The sequence below is a fragment of the Micromonospora sp. NPDC049274 genome (genome assembly GCF_040678875.1).
Taxonomy (GTDB): Bacteria; Actinomycetota; Actinomycetes; order Mycobacteriales; family Micromonosporaceae; genus Micromonospora.
In genome coordinates this window covers 382,841-398,890 of sequence record NZ_JBFAQS010000004.1, presented here as the reverse complement: position 1 = coordinate 398,890, position 16,050 = coordinate 382,841, and the positions used below count along the sequence as shown (strand labels likewise).

Annotated in this window: 12 protein-coding genes and 1 pseudogene; 6 read left to right on the top strand and 7 right to left on the bottom strand. The window is 71.7% G+C overall.

From position 1 onward, the window contains the following. Positions 1 to 156 precede the first annotated feature (156 nt). Together AB0K10_RS10715 and AB0K10_RS10710 are read left to right on the top strand one after the other, a co-directional pair. Positions 157 to 1,557: a PHB depolymerase family esterase gene (locus tag AB0K10_RS10715; protein ID WP_363682064.1), complete on the top strand. Its 1,401-nt coding sequence runs from the start codon at positions 157 to 159 to the stop codon at positions 1,555 to 1,557. 110 nt (positions 1,558 to 1,667) lie between these two features. After that, positions 1,668 to 3,005 carry an endo-1,4-beta-xylanase gene (locus AB0K10_RS10710; protein WP_363682222.1) on the top strand — a complete coding sequence of 446 codons (1,338 nt, stop codon included), beginning with the start codon at positions 1,668 to 1,670 and terminating at the stop codon, positions 3,003 to 3,005. A 63-nt stretch (positions 3,006 to 3,068) separates the two neighbouring features. On the opposite strand, the gene sthA is transcribed toward AB0K10_RS10710, so the two are convergent. From sthA to AB0K10_RS10695, 3 genes are all read right to left on the bottom strand, one after another. Further along, positions 3,069 to 4,472, bottom strand: coding sequence for a Si-specific NAD(P)(+) transhydrogenase (gene sthA, locus AB0K10_RS10705; protein ID WP_363682062.1), 1,404 nt, complete (start codon positions 4,470 to 4,472; stop codon positions 3,069 to 3,071). A gap of 53 nt (positions 4,473 to 4,525) precedes the next feature. Next, positions 4,526 to 5,569: a fibronectin type III domain-containing protein gene (locus tag AB0K10_RS10700; protein WP_363682060.1), complete on the bottom strand. Its 1,044-nt coding sequence runs from the start codon at positions 5,567 to 5,569 to the stop codon at positions 4,526 to 4,528. Positions 5,570 to 5,818: 249 nt separating this feature from the next. Then, complete coding sequence (locus tag AB0K10_RS10695; RefSeq protein ID WP_363682220.1) at positions 5,819 to 7,180, bottom strand: MFS transporter; 1,362 nt, start codon at positions 7,178 to 7,180, stop codon at positions 5,819 to 5,821. A 133-nt stretch (positions 7,181 to 7,313) separates the two neighbouring features. On the opposite strand from AB0K10_RS10695, the gene AB0K10_RS10690 reads away from it, so the two are divergent. Further along, positions 7,314 to 8,195: a LysR family transcriptional regulator gene (locus AB0K10_RS10690; protein ID WP_363682058.1), complete on the top strand. Its 882-nt coding sequence runs from the start codon at positions 7,314 to 7,316 to the stop codon at positions 8,193 to 8,195. A 318-nt stretch (positions 8,196 to 8,513) separates the two neighbouring features. Continuing rightward, positions 8,514 to 8,672 (top strand): annotated as a pseudogene (locus AB0K10_RS10685) (IS630 family transposase); the annotation flags it as partial. A 50-nt stretch (positions 8,673 to 8,722) separates the two neighbouring features. Here AB0K10_RS10685 and AB0K10_RS10680 read toward each other — a convergent pair. From AB0K10_RS10680 to AB0K10_RS10670, 3 genes are all read right to left on the bottom strand, one after another. After that, positions 8,723 to 9,040, bottom strand: coding sequence for an immunity 53 family protein (locus AB0K10_RS10680; RefSeq protein WP_363682056.1), 318 nt, complete (start codon positions 9,038 to 9,040; stop codon positions 8,723 to 8,725). Positions 9,041 to 9,106: 66 nt separating this feature from the next. Next, positions 9,107 to 9,745 carry a response regulator transcription factor gene (locus AB0K10_RS10675; protein WP_358099566.1) on the bottom strand — a complete coding sequence of 213 codons (639 nt, stop codon included), beginning with the start codon at positions 9,743 to 9,745 and terminating at the stop codon, positions 9,107 to 9,109. Next, complete coding sequence (locus AB0K10_RS10670) at positions 9,742 to 10,944, bottom strand: histidine kinase (RefSeq protein ID WP_363682054.1); 1,203 nt, start codon at positions 10,942 to 10,944, stop codon at positions 9,742 to 9,744. Before AB0K10_RS10670 ends, AB0K10_RS10675 begins: the two co-directional genes overlap by 4 nt. 147 nt (positions 10,945 to 11,091) lie before the next feature. Here AB0K10_RS10670 and AB0K10_RS10665 point away from each other — a divergent pair, with 147 nt between their 5' ends. Then, a complete protein-coding gene (locus AB0K10_RS10665) occupies positions 11,092 to 11,850 on the top strand; it encodes an ABC transporter ATP-binding protein (RefSeq protein ID WP_007461325.1) in 759 nt (252 codons plus the stop codon). Then, positions 11,847 to 14,381: an FtsX-like permease family protein gene (locus AB0K10_RS10660; RefSeq protein ID WP_363682052.1), complete on the top strand. Its 2,535-nt coding sequence runs from the start codon at positions 11,847 to 11,849 to the stop codon at positions 14,379 to 14,381. Before AB0K10_RS10665 ends, AB0K10_RS10660 begins: the two co-directional genes overlap by 4 nt. Before the next feature lie 51 nt (positions 14,382 to 14,432). Here AB0K10_RS10660 and AB0K10_RS10655 read toward each other — a convergent pair whose 3' ends face one another. Continuing rightward, entirely contained in the window at positions 14,433 to 16,043 is a 1,611-nt protein-coding gene (locus AB0K10_RS10655; RefSeq protein ID WP_363682050.1) for a ricin-type beta-trefoil lectin domain protein, read from the bottom strand. Positions 16,044 to 16,050 lie beyond the last annotated feature (7 nt).

Genomic DNA, 16,050 nt, shown 5'->3' with positions numbered 1-16,050 from the left:
CAATCCCTTGCGCCGAAAGGTTTCCGGAAACCTTGACAATCGAGTGTGCTCGATTGAAGCTGACATCGGTCACGCGAGCCGCGGTCACGGTCGGGCGAAGGGCAGTCCTCGACTCACCCCCCTTCCATGCGCCACTCTCCCGAGGAATCGCGAACCATGACACTGAAGACAAGGATGGTCGGCGTCGTCACGGCGGTCGTGACACTCGCCGCCGCCGCGCTGGCCTTCGCCACGCCGGCGTCCGCGGCGACGCTCACCCAGGTGACCGGCTTCGGCACCAACCCCACAAACCTCCAGATGCACCTGTACGTCCCGGACCGGGTGGCATCCCGGCCGGCGGTCCTGCTCGCCCTGCACTACTGCACCGGGTCGGGTCCCGCGTTCCACTCCGGCACGCAGTACGCGTCACTCGCCGACCGGTACGGCTTCATCGTCATCTACCCGTCGGTGACCCGCAGCAGCAAGTGCTGGGACGTGGCCTCACCGCAGGCGCTGCGCCGAGGTGGCGGCAGCGACCCGGTCGGGCTCATGTCGATGGTCGACTACGTGAAGCAGCGGTACTCCGCCGACCCGGACCGCGTCTTCGCCACCGGCACCTCGTCGGGCGCGATGATGACAAACGTCATGCTCGGTGACTATCCGGACGTGTTCGCGGCAGGGGCGTCCTTCGCCGGGGTGCCGTTCGCCTGCTTCGCCACCGGGGGCGCCTCGGAGTGGAACAGCGAGTGCGCGAACGGGCAGCTCATCAAGACCGCCCAGCAGTGGGGGGACCTGGTCCGCGGGGCGTACCCCGGCTACACCGGCCGGCGACCGCGGATGCAGATCTGGCACGGCACGAGCGACGAGACCCTGCGCTACCCGAACTTCGGCGAGCAGATCAAGCAGTGGACCAACGTGCACGGGCTCAGCCAGACCCCGACGTACACCGACTCCCCGCAGTCCGGGTACACCCGCACCCGGTACGGCAGCAGCGGCCCGATGGCGCCGGTCGAGGCGATCAGCATGCAGGGCGTCACGCACAACCTGCCTGTCGACGCCGCTCAGGTGATCCGCTTCTTCGGGCTGGACGGCACGACACCGCCGACCACGCCTCCGCCGACGACTCCGCCGCCGACCACGCCTCCGCCGACGACTCCGCCGCCGACGACTCCGCCGCCGACCACGCCTCCGCCGACGACTCCGCCGCCGACCACGCCGCCCCCGACGACTCCGCCGCCGACCACGCCTCCGCCCGGTGTGGATGCGTGCCGCGTCGGTTACACGGTCAACGCCTGGAACTCGGGCCTCACCGCGAGCGTGGTCATCACCAACACCGGCGCCGCCGCCGTGAACGGGTGGGCGCTGACCTTCACGCTGCCCAGCGGTCAGACCATCACCGGCGGCTGGAACGCCACCTACTCCCCGACGAGCGGAGCGGTGACCGCCCGCAACGCCTCCTACAACGCCACCATCGCCCCGAACGCGTCGGTCGAGATCGGTTTCCAGGCCACCCACCAGGGCGGCACCGGCAAACCCTCGTCGTTCGCCCTCAACGGGGCCACCTGCTCGGTCTCCTGACCGGGCACCACCACCGAGAAACGGAGCCGCAGGAGATGATTCGCACGAAATGGAGGGCGGCGTCGAGAGCCGCCCTCGCGCTGACCGGGGCGGGCGCGCTCGCCGCCGGTATGGCGCTGGTCCAGGTGGCACCCGCCGCCGCCGGCACCACCCTCGGCGCGTCCGCCGCCGAGAAGGGCCGCTACTTCGGTACGGCGGTGGCGGCGTACAAGCTCTCGGACAGCGCGTACACCACGATTTTGAACCGTGAGTTCACCATGGTGACGCCCGAGAACGAGATGAAGATCGACGCCACCGAGCCGCAGCAGGGCCGGTTCAGCTACGGCTCTTCCGAGCAGATCGTCAACCACGCGCGCAGCCACGGGATGCAGGTGCGCGGCCACACCCTGGCCTGGCACGGCCAGCAGCCGGGGTGGATGCAGGGCATGGAGGGCACCGCGCTGCGCACCGCGATGCTCAACCACATCACGCAGGTGGCGACCCACTTCAAGGGACAGATCTACTCCTGGGACGTGGTGAACGAGGCGTTCGCCGACGGCAACTCCGGTGGCCGTCGGGACTCGAACCTGCAGCGCACCGGCAACGACTGGATCGAGGCCGCGTTCCGGGCGGCGCGGGCGGCGGATCCGGGCGCGAAGCTCTGCTACAACGACTACAACACCGACAACTGGACCTGGGCCAAGACACAGGGCGTCTACAACATGGTGCGGGACTTCAAGTCCCGTGGGGTGCCGATCGACTGCGTGGGCTTCCAGTCCCACTTCAACAGCGACTCCCCGTACGCCAGCAACTACCGCACGACGCTGTCGAGCTTCGCCGCGTTGGGCGTGGATGTGCAGATCACCGAGTTGGACATCCAGGGCGCTCCGGCGAACACGTACCGCAGTGTGGTGGACGACTGCCTGGCGGTGGCCCGCTGCAACGGGATCACCGTGTGGGGCATCCGCGACAGCGACTCGTGGCGGGCATCGCAGACCCCGTTGCTGTTCAACAGCGACGGCTCGAAGAAGTCCGCGTACGACGCGGTCCTCGCTGCCCTGAACAACGGCACCCCGCCGCCGACGACGCCTCCGCCCACCACCCCTCCGCCGAGCGACCCGCCGCCCACCACTCCGCCGCCCAGCGACCCGCCGACCACGACTCCGCCTCCGGGATCGGGTGACTGCACCGCGACGGTGACGGTGAACCAGTGGACCGGCGGCTTCGTGGCGAACGTACGGGTGACGGCCGGCTCGTCGGCCCTCAACGGTTGGACCGTGACGATCGCGCTGCCGTCCGGCGCGACTGTCACCAACGCGTGGAGCGCCGACCGCACCGGCAACACCGGCACGACGAGTTGGAGGAACGTGTCGTACAACGGTCAGGTCGGCGCGGGGCAGTCCACCGAGTTCGGCTTCCAGGGCACCGGCACCGCAGGAAGCCTCAGCCCGACCTGCGCGGCGGGCTGACGGAACCCCGGTCGGTGCGGAGGGCGGCCCGGACCCTCCGCACCGGCCGGCCCGCAATGGCGGTCAACCGTCGATGCGGGTGATGTTGCGAATCTTGTTGGACGCGTCCAATGCGGCGACCTTGTACGCCTCGGCCAGGGTCGGATAGTTGAACACGGCGTCGACCAGGTAGTCGATCGTGCCACCGCAGCCGATCACCGCCTGGCCGATGTGGACGATCTCGGTGGCGGCGGTGCCGAACACGTGCACCCCGAGCAGCCGCCCGTCCTCGGGGGAGACGAGCAGCTTCAGCATCCCGTACGAGTCACCCACGATCTGGCCCCGGGCCAACTCGCGGTAGCGCGCGATGCCCACCTCGAACGGCGTCGACGCGTCGGTCAGTTCGGCCTCGGTCTGACCGACGAAACTGATCTCCGGGATGGTGTAGATGCCGATCGGTTGCAGGCCGTGCATCTCCCGGATCGGCTCGCCGCAGGCGTGCTGCGCGGCCAGCCGGCCCTGCTCCATCGAGGTGGACGCCAACGCCGGGAAGCCGATCACGTCGCCGACGGCGTAGATGTTGTCGACCGTGGTGCGGTAGTTGGCGTCGACGGCGATCCGGCCGCGCCGGTCCGCCTCCAGGCCGGCCGCCTCCAACGCCAGGTCGTCGGTCTGGCCCTGCCGGCCCGCCGAGTACATGACGGTGTCCGCGACGATCTTCTTACCGCTCTTGAGAATGCACAGGGCCGCCGTCTGGTGCTTCTCCACGGCGGCGACCTCCTCGCCGAAGCGGAACGCCACCGACAGGTCGCGCAGGTGGTACTTCAGCGACTCGACGACCTCGTCGTCGCAGAACTCGAGCATCCGCTCGCGGCGCTCCACGACTGTCACCTTGGTGCCGAGGGCGGCGAACATCGACGCGTACTCCATGCCGATCACGCCGGCGCCGACCACGACCATGCTGCGGGGGACGGCCTGGAGGTTGATGACGCCGTCGGAGTCCACGATGGTCCGGTCGTCGAAGTCGACGCTGTCCGGGCGGGCCGGGCGGGTGCCGGCCGCGATGACGGCCTTGTCGAACGTCACCTTCGACTCGCGCCCGGAGCCGGCGTCGACCCAGATGGAGTGCGCGTCCGCGAAGCGCCCGGTCCCGGTGATCATCGCGATCCGGTTGCGGGCGAGTTGGTTGCGGATGACGTCGGTCTGTCGGGTGATGACGTGCTGCGTACGGGCGGCCAGGTCGCTGACTGTGATGTCCTCCTTGACCCGGTAGCTGCTGCCGTACAGGTCGCGCTGGCTCAGGCCGGTCAGATAGAGCACCGCCTCGCGCAGCGTCTTGGACGGGACGGTGCCGGTGTTGATGCACACCCCACCGATCATGTCGCGGCGGTCCACGATGCCGACCCGCCTGCCGAGCTTCGCGGCGGCGATCGCGGCCTTCTGACCGCTGGGTCCGGAGCCCAGCACCAACAGGTCGTAGTCATACACGATCGTTAGCGTCGCAAGATGTCGCCGTCGACGCCAGACCCCGGACGCGAGCGTTACCTGTCTGCCACCACGCAGACGCCGCCGTTCAGCGTGAGCTCCTCGGGCAGCTGCGTACCGGTGGCGACGACGCCCAGCGACACCGCGCCGCCGGGCCTGATCACCGCGTTGTGGCCGGTGTTGCGCACCCGCAGGTAACTGTTGTTCGGTCGGTCGACGACCTGCGCGCCCCAGAGTGCCCGCAACTCCTGACTGGCCCAGAACCGCCAGGTCATCGTCCAGCCGTTCACCGCCGTCGTGCCAGTGTTCTCGACCGAGAGGTACGCCGCGAAGCCGCCCGACCTCTGCCGGACGACGGTGCGGACCGCGCAGCTCGGCGGAGGCGCCAAGGTGGTCACGGTGACCGGCGGCGACAGCGCCGACCAGTTGCCCGCCTCGTCGCGGGCACGGACCACGAAGGTGTACGTCGTGTTCGGCGTCAACCCGCTGACCTGGGTGACGGTGGGCCTCGGCGGGAACTGGTACGGCTCCCTGACCAGTGTCAGCTGACCGCCGGCGTCGACCCGGTACGCCTCGTACCTGTCGAGCACGACGTTCTCGGTCGAGGGGGCCCAGCGCAGCCACACCACTGTGGAGGCGACGTCGTACGCGACCGGCTGACCCGGTGCGCTCGGTGCCTGGTCGTCGCCCGGTGGCATGGTCAACGGCAACGTCGGGCTCGACGGTGAGCGGTTTCCCGCCGCGTCCAGCCCAGCGACGCCGAAGATGTAGGTGCGCGACGGCCCCAGGTCGGTGATGCGGATGCTGTTGGTGTCCGTCGACCACGTCCGGCCGTTGTCCTCGAACCGCGCCGAAACCACGTAGCCGACGACGCCCACGTTGTCGGTCGACGCGGCCCAGGTCAGCTCGAGCCAGGTGGTGCCGCTGGCCACGACCGAGATCGCGCCGGGGGCGGTGGGCGACTCGGTGTCATCGGCGGCGGCGTACGCCGGGTTCGCGCCCACCCCGCCCACCACACCCAGCGTGGCGAGCAGCGCGACGACGGCCAGTACGGCGACGGCTCTCGGCCGGGGCCTAACTCGGATTGGTTGATCGCGCACGATGAATCCCTCGCCTCCCGTTGTCCGCAGCGGGCCGGTGATTCACTGCAATCAATGCTAGGTCACCGACGAGCGGACGGATGCCCCGTCGACGCGGTCGCGCGTTCCACTGCGCCCACAGTGCGGGCTCGGCGACCCAGGGGCGGTGGACACGGCGGTGGCCGGATCGCCAGGACTCCGTGGCGGCGGCCACCACCTGGTGCCCACGTCAGGTGAGCGCGGCGTGGCCGCACTGGCCTCGGTTTGGTGTCACCCGGCCGTCTGCTCATGGCGCGCGAGCGCGAACACGAACCAGGCGATGGCGCAGACCGCGGCCGACATCAGCAGGGCCCAGCCAGTGCCCGCGGCGATCGCGGCACCCATGACGACGACGCCGAGGGTGGCGCCGACCTGCCGCACGGCATTGAGCAGGCCGCCCACCGCACCGGCCGTGCCCGCCGGGGCGACGCCGACAAGCGCGGCGACCAGAGCCGGCAGGGCGTAGGAGACGCCGAAGCCGGTCATCAGCAGGCCCACCGCGAGCCACCGGAGGCCGCCGTCGGCGAAGACCACGCCGGCCAGCACGGCACCTCCGGCGGCCAGCAGAGCCAGACCGGCCAAGACCGGACGGCGAGGACCCACCCGTGCCACGATCTTGCCCGTGAACGGCGGATTGGCCGCGAAGGGCACGGTCAGCGGAAGGAACGCCAGCCCGGTCTGCAGCGGGTCCAGGTGCCGCTCCCGCTGCAACAGCAGCGGCAGCACGAACAGCCCTCCGGTCAACGCGAAGTTCACCGCCGCGGCGGCCAGCAGACCAGCCCGCACCCGGGCCGACCGCAGCAGAGCCCGATTCAGAACCGGCGCCTGGCTGTGGCGCTCCAGGCCGCAGAACGCCAGCGCCGACACCCCGAACCCCACCGATGACCACGCGGCGTGGGCCCACGCCTGCGAACCGGCGGCGATCAGCGCGTCCGTGAAGAGGGCCAACACTGCGGCGGCTGCCAACTGGGCGGGCCAGTCGATTCGGCGATCACCGCGCGGGCAGGCCACCGCCCGACCCAGTGTCAGCGCCAGCACCGCCAGACCGATGGGCACGTTGACCAGGAAAACAGACCGCCATCCGGCCGCGCCGACCAAGGCGCCGCCCGCGATCGGACCGGCCGCGACGGCCGCGCCGCTGATCGCGGCCCAGGTCGAGACGGCGCGCGCCCGTGCCGCCGGTTCGGGGTAGAGCTGGGCGATCATCGCCATCGAGGCGGGTACACACGCCGCCGCGGCGACCCCCGAGATCGCCCGCAGGAGGACCAGGGCCCACAGCCCCGGGGCGAACGCGCTGAGCACGGATGTGAGAGTGAAGACCGCGATCCCGGCCCGGAAGAGCCGCTCGGCGCCGTATCGGTCCGCCGCCGCCCCCGCCGACAGCAGCAGCGCGGCGAACGCCACGGTGTAGCCGGCGGTCGCCCATTGCAACCCGGCGATCGAGGTGTCGAGAGAGGACGCTAGATCGGGCTCGGCGACCGACAGCACCGTCATGTCCAGCAGCACCATGAAGTAGCCCAGGGAAACGCCCGTCAGAGCCCTGGAACGCAACCGCGGCGGACGGAGGTTTACCGATGAACGTAAGAGGGTCATAACTGGGGGAGCTCCGCGAAGACGGCAGTGGGAAGGACGCCACCACTGTGCGGTTCGGCGGATCAACAGCTCCACCGCCGCAGCCGCACGACGCGTTCGGAATTCCCGAACCCCGCAGGCTGTTTCTCGGCCTGTGGAGCTACGCCAACTCAGGACCTTCGAGGCCGTCGTCCGCCACCGAACCGTGACCGATGCCGCCGTCGCGCTCGATCTCGCCCCCTCGTCCGTCTCCCAGCAGATCCGGACCCTCGAGGAAGCACTCGGCGTGGCCCTGTTCGTACGCCGTCCCACGGGCATGGACCTGACCCCCGCCGGTCAACGGCTACAAAGATGGGCACGGTCTCTGCTCGACCAGGCCAAGCAGGCCACCCGCGACGTCAGAGGCGATCGGCAACTGCTGCGGCTCGGCGCGCTGGAAACCCTCGCCGGCTCCTACGTGCCGGCGGTGTTCGCTCGATTCGCCGAACGCCGGCCCGACATCGACCTCGAAATCCACACCGAACGCGCCCGCGACGGCCTCCTTGCCGACGTGATCGAGCGACGACTCGAAGCCGCCCTGCTGCTGGACTCCGGCGACAACGTCGGCGGACTCGGCTTCCCCGCCCCCGCCGAGCCGCTCACCTTCATCGACCTCGACCCGGTTCCCCTCGCACTGGTATCCGCGCCCGCCCACCCGCTCGCCGCCCGAGCGGCACTGACTCCCGATGACCTCACGCACGAGCGGCTCCTGGTCAACGTGCCAGAATGCTCGTTCTGGATGGCCGGGAACAAGATCCTCGGACCCGGTCCTCAACGGGTCAAAGTCGGAGGCGTCCCGGTGATGCGCGCGTGGGCCGAGCACGGACTCGGAATCACGCTGCTACCCCGGTTCGCGGTCGCCGACAGCCTCCGCTCCGGCGCCCTGATCCAACTCGACCTCCCACTTCCCGACCTCAGCCTGCGGCTGGTCTGGCGAGAAGACCAGGAATCCTTGCCTGGCATGCGCGACATCCTGTACGCCGCGGCCCGTCCCTGAACCCCATGCCTAGTCGGCCCGCCGGGGAAGATTCCCGTCCGCCCCTGAGCCGATCTGCGCGTCCGCTCACAGGCTCGCCCCCCCCGGTCGCCGCCGCACCGCGGTCGGGCGGTCTGCCCGTCGCCTGTCGGGCCGCCGGTCTAGTGCTTTGACCGGGAAGGTTCGCCGGGTTGGCCGCTGTCGCGATTGGATGTAGCCCGACATCCGATCCGACACCTGGAGGCAAGGTGGCCGAGCCCGTCCGTGTGCGTAGGACCGGTTCCCGCAACGGGTGTTCGCGTTCGACGAGTTCGGGCCGCTCGGGATCCGACCCACATCGGCCCGCTGCGGCAGTTCACCATCGCCAACTCCCACCACCGCAACACCGCCCCGACCCGGGCACTGCACGCCTACCTGCGCTGGCGCAACACCAATGCCCGCCACCCCGACGTCCTCGCAGCCCAACGCCGTGAACGAGCCCGCGTTCGCAGCGAAAAGGCCTCCGCTGGGGCGGCCGACCGGCATATGCCGTGTGACGGGTTCGCCTTTCACCGCCTCACTGACCGCTTCTCAGATGCCCAGTCACGGAACAGGGTGAGGGCCTCGGTCAGGTTGCGAGGCCCGCATGCGAGGTGGAAGGTCTTTTCGGATGTCCAGGCCATCACCCAGTCATGCTCACCCCGTGTCAACTGCTGCCGGAGGTACTCCCGATCCGCCAACTCCGTCTCCTCTAGATCGATCGTGATCGACCAGCCGGGGTTGTCGAGCGTTTCGATCTTCAACCCCCACTCGTGTTCCCAGTCGCCGTCGCACTGCGAGGCATACCAGCTCTGCAACCAGCTAAGAACCTGCTCGGATTCGGACATGGACGTGGACGTTAACCGACCTACGCCGCTGGGCTGGCAACCCGGTGAACCTTCGCGGTCACCGCACTAGCCGACGAGGCGGCGTTCCCAGGCCCAGGCGGCGATCTCGACTCGGTTGCGGGCCGGGAGCTTCGTCTGCACGCTGGCGAGGTGGGTCTTGACGGTGCCGACGGCGATGAAGAGCTGGCCGGCGATCTCCGCGTTGGTCAGGCCCCGCGCGACGAGCTTCACGACGTCGAGTTCCCGCGGGGACAGGCCGGCGTCGTCCCGCGGCGCGGTGGGCGGGCTGAGGTGCTCCAGCAGTCGTACGGTGATGGACGGGCTGATCAGCGCGTCGCCGGAGACGGCCGCGCGGACCGCCTCGACGAGCAGCGCCGGGCCGGAGTCCTTCAGGAGGAATCCGCAGGCCCCGTTGGACAGCGCGGTGTGCACGTACTCGTCGAGGTCGAAGGTCGTCACCACGACCACCCGCACCGGGTCGGTGACGCCCGGCCCGGCGAGCAGCCGCAACGCTTCCAGGCCGTCGAGGCGGGGCATGCGGATGTCCAGCAGCACCACGTCCGGGCGCAGCCGCCGCGCCATCTCGACGGCGGCGACCCCGTCAGCGGCCTCGCCGACCACCGCCATGTCCGGCTGCGCGCCGATGATCATGCTGAAGCCGGTCCGGACCATCGCTTGGTCGTCGGCGATCAGCACCCGGATCATCGAGCCACCGCCGACCGCAGCGGGAACGCGGCGTCGAGCACCCAGCCGCCGGAGATGCCCGGCCCTGCGGTGATCGTGCCGCCGAGGGCACGTACCCGCTCGGTGAGGCCGAGTAGACCGAAGCCGTGCCCCCGGGCGGGAGCGGAACGCGGGGTCGCGCCGTCGTCGGCGACCCGGACCAGGAGCCAGTCCGGCGTACGACGCACGGACACGGCCACCGACCGGGCGTCCGGGGCGTGCTGGCGGGCGTTGGTCAGCCCCTCCATCACCACCCGGTACGCCGACGTCGACACCTCCACCGGCAGCCCGTCGAGCGGGCCGTCGACGTACAGCCGGGCCGGTGTGGTCGTGGTGCCGTTGTGGCCCTCCAGCAGCGGCGCGAGATCGGCCACGCCGGCCAGCGGAGCGAGGGGGGCGTCCGGCGGGGCGTCCGGATTGCGCAGGACGCCTACCATCCGCCGCATCGAGGCCATCGTCTCCGCGCCAGCCCGCTCGATCTGCTCCAGCGCGACGATCACCCGTTGCGGGTCCTGCTCGGCGACGAACCGGGCGCCCTGCGCCTGCACCACGATGCCTGTCACGTGGTGGGCGATGAAGTCGTGCAGGTCGCGCGCGAACTCGGCGCGCTGCTCGGCGCGTACCAGCGCGATGGCCCGCGCCCGCCCGGCGGCGACGACGCGCAGGTAGATCCCGGCGGCGGCGGCGCCGACAGCGCCGAGCGCCTGGAGCAGCCCGAAGATCACGTAGACGTACTCGGCGCCGGCGCGCAGCGGCAGCGCGGCGGCGGCGAGCGCGGCGAGCACGGCCGCCCACGGAGCGAGCCGTGCCGCGCCCCACCGGGTCACCACGAACACCACAGCGATCATCCCGGCGGACTCGGCCAGCCCCCAGCTGCCGCCGAACAGATAACTTCCGCTCGCGCTGAGCAGCACGAAGCCGAAGGTGACGGCGAGTGAGATCGCGCCGAGCACGAGCGCCGCGAGCGGCAACGACCGGGACCCCTGCCGGTGCACGGGAAGCCAGACCACAGCTGTCAGCACCGCCAGCACCACCTGCACCAGGGAGCGCAGGGCTTCGGCCGCGCCCGCCCCGGTGTAGAGGCCGTAGCGCAGATCGAAGGCACCGAGCAGGGCCAGCGCCGCCAGACCGGCGAGCTGACCCAGACGTACCCACCATGTCGAGAATCCCGGCGCGTTCATCGTGACCCAGCGTAGCCAGGCGGGCGGCGCGGGCAGATCAGCCGAAAGACAGACCCGGCGCGGGAGTTCCCCGACCGCGGGCCGATGCGGCGTCCACCCGGCCCGGGCGAGGCTTCCCGGGTCACATCGCAGCCACTGGAGGAACCCATGACACCCCACGCCCCGCCGCCGATCGGGCAGGCCGCCGTCGCCGCGGTCGACCTGGTGAAGGTGTACGGCAGCGGCGACACCGCGGTCCGCGCCCTGGACGGCGTCTCGGTCGGCTTCGGCCGGGCCGAGTTCACCGCGATCATGGGCTCGTCCGGGTCCGGCAAGTCGACGCTCATGCACTGCCTGGCCGGCCTGGACACGGCGACCTCCGGTCGGGTCCTGCTCGGCGGCACCGAACTGACCGGTCAGTCCGACCGCACCCTGACCCGCGCACGCCGCGACCGGATCGGCTTCGTCTTCCAGGCGTTCAACCTGCTGCCGCAGCTCACCGCAGCGCAGAACATCACGCTGCCGCTGGACCTCGCCGGCCGGGAACCCGACCGTGACCTGCTCGCGCACCTCGTCGACGTGCTGGGCCTCGGGCAGCGGCTCGGGCACCGGCCCAGCGAACTCTCCGGCGGCCAGCAACAGCGGGTGGCGCTGGCCCGGGCCCTGGTGTCGCGGCCCGAGGTCGTCTTCGCCGACGAGCCGACAGGCAACCTCGACTCCCGCTCCGGGGCGGAGGTCCTCGCCATCCTGCGCGACTCGGTACGCGACCTGGGCCAGACCGTCGTCATGGTCACCCACGATCCGATCGCGGCCGCGTACGCCGACCGGGTGGTGCTGCTCGCCGACGGCCGGGTCGCCGGCGAGATCGACGCGCCGAACCAGGGCTCGGTCACCGACGCGCTGCGCGAGCTGGCGGTGCCCGCGTGAGGGCGACGGTGCTGCGTACCCAGGTGAGCGCCGCGGCCCGACGGCCGGGCCGCCTGATCCTGACCGGTCTGGCGATCCTCGTCGCGTCGTTCGTCGTCTTCGGCACCGTCCTGGCGCAGGACATCACCGAACGGACCGCGCGGGACAACCTCAGCGGCACGCCGGCCGCCACCGACCTGGTCATCGGCGACCCGGAGCAAGCGCCGCCCACCGTGGCGGCCCTGCGCGACGTGCGCGCCCTGCCCGGCGTCACCGAGGCGGTGGGCCGGATGACCGTCGGAGTCTCCCTGGCGGAGGGCTACCTCAACCTGCGGGCCGACCCGGGCACCGGCCCGCTGGCGACCGTCCGCCTGGTCGAGGGCAGCTACCCGGACCGGCCCGGCGAGATCGCGGTGACCCGGCGTACCGTCGAGCGGCTGGGGCTGGCGGTCGGCACCGTGACCACCGGGACCGGCGGCGAGCGCACCACCGGGGCGCCGCTCACCGTCACCGGCGTGGTCGACACCCCGGACGACGGTGGCTACGACGCGTACGCCCCGGACGACGCCGTGGCCGCGTGGGGTCAGGTGAGCACGGTCGAGCGGATCGACGTGCGGACTGCCGCCGGCGCGGCGGAGACGGTTCGCGAGCGGGTGACCGCGGCGGTCCCGTCCGATCAGCCGATCCGCTCCGGCGCCGAGGTGCGCGACGCCGAGGCCGACGCGGCGGCCGAGCAGGTGGGAAGGCTGTTCGCGCTTGTCGGCATGTTCATCGCGGTCGCGGTGGTCGCCGCGGCGCTGGTGGTCACCTCCACGTTCCGCATCGTCTTCGCCCAGCGGATGCAGCACCTCGCGCTGCTGCGCGCGGTGGGCGCGGGCCGGGGCACGCTGGTGGGCGCGCTGACCGCCGAGGGCGCCCTGACCGGGCTGGTCGCCGGCGTGGTGGGAGTCGCCGGCGCCCTCGCCGTCGGTCAGCTCCTCCCCATCGCCCTCCGCGCCTCGGGCCTGGCGGTCTCGTCGCCGGGCCTGTCGCCGGGAGCGGCGGTCGCGGTGGTGCTCGGCGCGGTCGTCCTCACAGTGGTGGCGGTCCTGGCGCCGGCGTTCTCCGCCGCCCGGGTCTCGCCCCTGGAGGCGCTGCGGGCGGCGAGCGTCACCGCCGGGCGGCGCGGCATCGGGGTCCCGCGTCTGGTGTCCGGCGCGCTGCTGGTGCTCGGCGCGCTGCTGGCCGGCGTCGTGGCGGTGCGGCGGTTGCCGACGCCGGATCAGGAGTCCTACGACCCGAGCGCGGCGCTGCTGCTGCTGGTCACCTCGGGAGCGCTGGCGTTCTTCGCCCTGGTCGCCCTCGGGCCGCTGTTGGTGCGCCCGGTGCTGGCCGTGGCCGGTTGGCCGTTGCGCCAGGTCGGCCCGCTGGGACGGTTGGCGGTCGGCGGGATCGGTGGGACGCCCCGGCGGGCCGCCGCCGTCTCCGTCGTGGTGGCGCTCGGCGTGACCCTGATCTCCGGCGTGCTCATCGGCGGCGCGTCCATGCGGGTCGTCGCCGATCGCGACATGGCCCTCTCCGCGCCTGCGGACTTCGAGGTGTCCGCCAGCGAGGGCGCGACAGTACCGGTCGCCGTCGTGACGCGGGCGCGGGCGGCGCACGGCGCGCTGAGCCGGGTGGTGCCGTACCGGATGGTCTACGACGTCCTGCTGAAGCGGGGCGCCGAACGGCTCGGCGACGCCGAGTCCGGGTACTCGACGACCGACCTCGACATGTCGGCGCTGCCGAGGATCGCCGACCTGGACGTGGCGCAGGGCAACCTCGCCGACCGTGGACCCGGCCGGATCGTGCTCGGCGACTGGGTCGCCCGCAACGCCGGGCTGCACGCCGGCGACACCGTCACCCTCGCCCGCGACGGCCGGACGGTCGACGTACGGGTGGCTGCGGTCCTGCCCGACCGTGGCCCTCTGTACGCGGGCATCCTCGTCGACCGGGCCGACCTGGACCGGATCGGCGGGCCGACGGCGTACACCGGTCTGCTGGCCGACGCGGCCACCACGGGTGAGGATGGTCGTACCGCCGGGTTGCGGGCGCTGCGGCAGGCGATCGGGAACGGCGCCGGACTCGGCATCGGGGTGCTCGCGGACGAGCGGGATCGCAACGACGCGATGCTGAACGCCCTGGTCGGGATCACCGCCGGCCTGGTCAGCCTGACCGTGCTGATCGCGGTGGTCGGGGTGGGCTCGACGACCGCGCTGTCGGTGGTCGAGCGGGTACGCGAGTCCGGGCTGCTGCGCGCCGTCGGTCTGTCCCGGGCGGGCCTGCGCGCGATGCTCACCGTCGAGTCCGGCCTGTACGGGGTGATCGGTGCGAGCTTCGGTCTGCTGCTCGGCGTCCCGTACTCCTGGTTGGTGGTGCGGGCGCTCGGGCTCAACGCGCCGCTGTCGCTGCCGGTGCTGCCGCTGGTCGGGCTCTTCGCGGCGCTGGTCGGGCTGACCGCGCTGGCCGGTGTGCTGCCGGCGCGGCGGGCGTCGCGGGTCAGCCCGGTGGTGGCGCTGGGCACCGAGGGCTGAGCACCGCCCCGGCCCGGCGACTCACGCAGGCGGGTCGCCGGGCCGGAGCGGTCAGTTGGGGTTGCTGGCGTGGGTGAGCGTCTCCCAGGCGACGAAGAGGTTGTTGGTGCCGGCCGGTCGCTGTTGCAGCGTGAGGGTCTGCGTGTTGGTCATGACGTTGCCCAGCCGGTTGGCCATCGCGTTGAAGCCGACCTCGGTGATCGGGCCGAGGCCCCGGGTGAGGGTGCCGCCGCAGAGCCAGGACGGTGCCGCCTCGCCGAGCTGGTAGCGCGAGTGGAAGCCGAGCGCCTGCCGCAGCCGCTCACCGACCTGTGGGTACAGGTCGCGGCCCTGGATGCGGGAGGTCTCCGCGACGTGCGAGATGGCGGAGATCCCGTACCCGGTGTGGACGAAGTCCCGGCAGGTCTCCTGCGCGAGGCCGGCGACGAAGGTGGACTGGCCCTGCCAGTAGCCGATGATCTCCGAGCTGGTGTCCAGGCCGCTGCCGGGCACCGTGTACGGCAGCGCGCCGTCGCTGGGCAGGTAGATGAAGGCGCGGGCGCGGTTGAGGAAGCGGGTGACCGCCGCGTCGTAGGCGGTGCGGTCCTCCAGGAAGACGGCGATGCCGACGGCGGCCTCCATCATCGTCAGTTCCCAGTTGCCGTTGCTGTTCGAGCCGTTACGGACCACCGGCAGGTAGACGTTGCGCAGCATGGTGGCGAACCGGTTGGCGTTGGGCCAGCTCCCGTAGGTGTACTTGATGATCTCGGCGGCCCGGGGCCAGGTCGAGGCCGCCCAGCCGGTCTGCAGGGGCCCGTTGCTGCCGGTGTGCGAGGTGATCGTCGCCGACCAGGCGTCCATGATCTGGATCGCCTTCTGCGCGTACCGGGAGTCACCGGTGAGGTACCAGGCGAGCGCGTCGGTGTACGCCGCGATCGCGTCCTCGCGCTCGTCGGTGCACCCGTTGTTCGGGTTGGAGTAGGAGCCGCACTCGACAATGGCGCGGGGTGCCGGGGTGCGCGACAGCGAGGCGTACCTGCTGCTCATCATCTGGCTGTACGCCGCCGCCCACGGCTGCGCGCCCGCCTGCACCCGCCCCCTGACGAAGTCGAGCTGACCGCGGCTGACCAGCACCCCGGGGTGGGTGAAGCCGCTCGACGGTGGGGGAGTGGTGCCACCGCTGGGCAGGGTCCAGAGCTGGTTGGCGCTGCCGGTGCAGCTCCAGATCTGCAACGGGGTGCCGTCCGCCGAGCTGGTGCCGGTCGCGTCGAGGCACTTGCCGGAGGTCGGGTTGACCACCTGCCCGGCGCTGGACGACCACTGCTGCGCGTCGGTGCCGTTGCAGTCGTAGATCTGCACTGGGGCGCCGTTTGTGGTGCCGGCGGCGGCGATGTCGAGGCACTTGCCCAGGGCCCGGATGGTGCCGTCGTCGCCCACCGTCCACTGCTGGGCGGTGGAGCCGTTGCAGGCGTAGAGCTGCACCGGAGTGGAGTTGGCCGGGTTCGCGGCGGCCACGTCGACGCACTTGCCGCCGTACCCCGTGATGGCGCCGGTGGCGGCGGCCGTCGCGGCGGAGGCGCCGACGAACAGGCCGGTCGGCACGGCGAGCAGGGCCGCGGCGAGCGTGGCGGCCAACCTGATGCGGGGGCGGCGGGGCGGGGGCCCGGCCAATCGTCGCGCCATGTCGGGG

What these genes read in the sequence shown, in the direction of transcription:
- AB0K10_RS10715 (WP_363682064.1), top strand. Translation starts at nt 157, where the DNA reads ATGACACTGAAGACAAGGATGGTCGGCGTCGTCACGGCGGTCGTGACA.
- AB0K10_RS10710 (WP_363682222.1), top strand. Translation starts at nt 1,668, where the DNA reads ATGGCGCTGGTCCAGGTGGCACCCGCCGCCGCCGGCACCACCCTCGGC.
- AB0K10_RS10695 (WP_363682220.1), bottom strand. Translation starts at nt 7,180, where the DNA reads ATGACCCTCTTACGTTCATCGGTAAACCTCCGTCCGCCGCGGTTGCGT.
- AB0K10_RS10680 (WP_363682056.1), bottom strand. Translation starts at nt 9,040, where the DNA reads ATGTCCGAATCCGAGCAGGTTCTTAGCTGGTTGCAGAGCTGGTATGCC.
- AB0K10_RS10675 (WP_358099566.1), bottom strand. Translation starts at nt 9,745, where the DNA reads ATGATCCGGGTGCTGATCGCCGACGACCAAGCGATGGTCCGGACCGGC.
- AB0K10_RS10670 (WP_363682054.1), bottom strand. Translation starts at nt 10,944, where the DNA reads ATGAACGCGCCGGGATTCTCGACATGGTGGGTACGTCTGGGTCAGCTC.
- AB0K10_RS10665 (WP_007461325.1), top strand. Translation starts at nt 11,092, where the DNA reads ATGACACCCCACGCCCCGCCGCCGATCGGGCAGGCCGCCGTCGCCGCG.
- AB0K10_RS10655 (WP_363682050.1), bottom strand. Translation starts at nt 16,043, where the DNA reads ATGGCGCGACGATTGGCCGGGCCCCCGCCCCGCCGCCCCCGCATCAGG.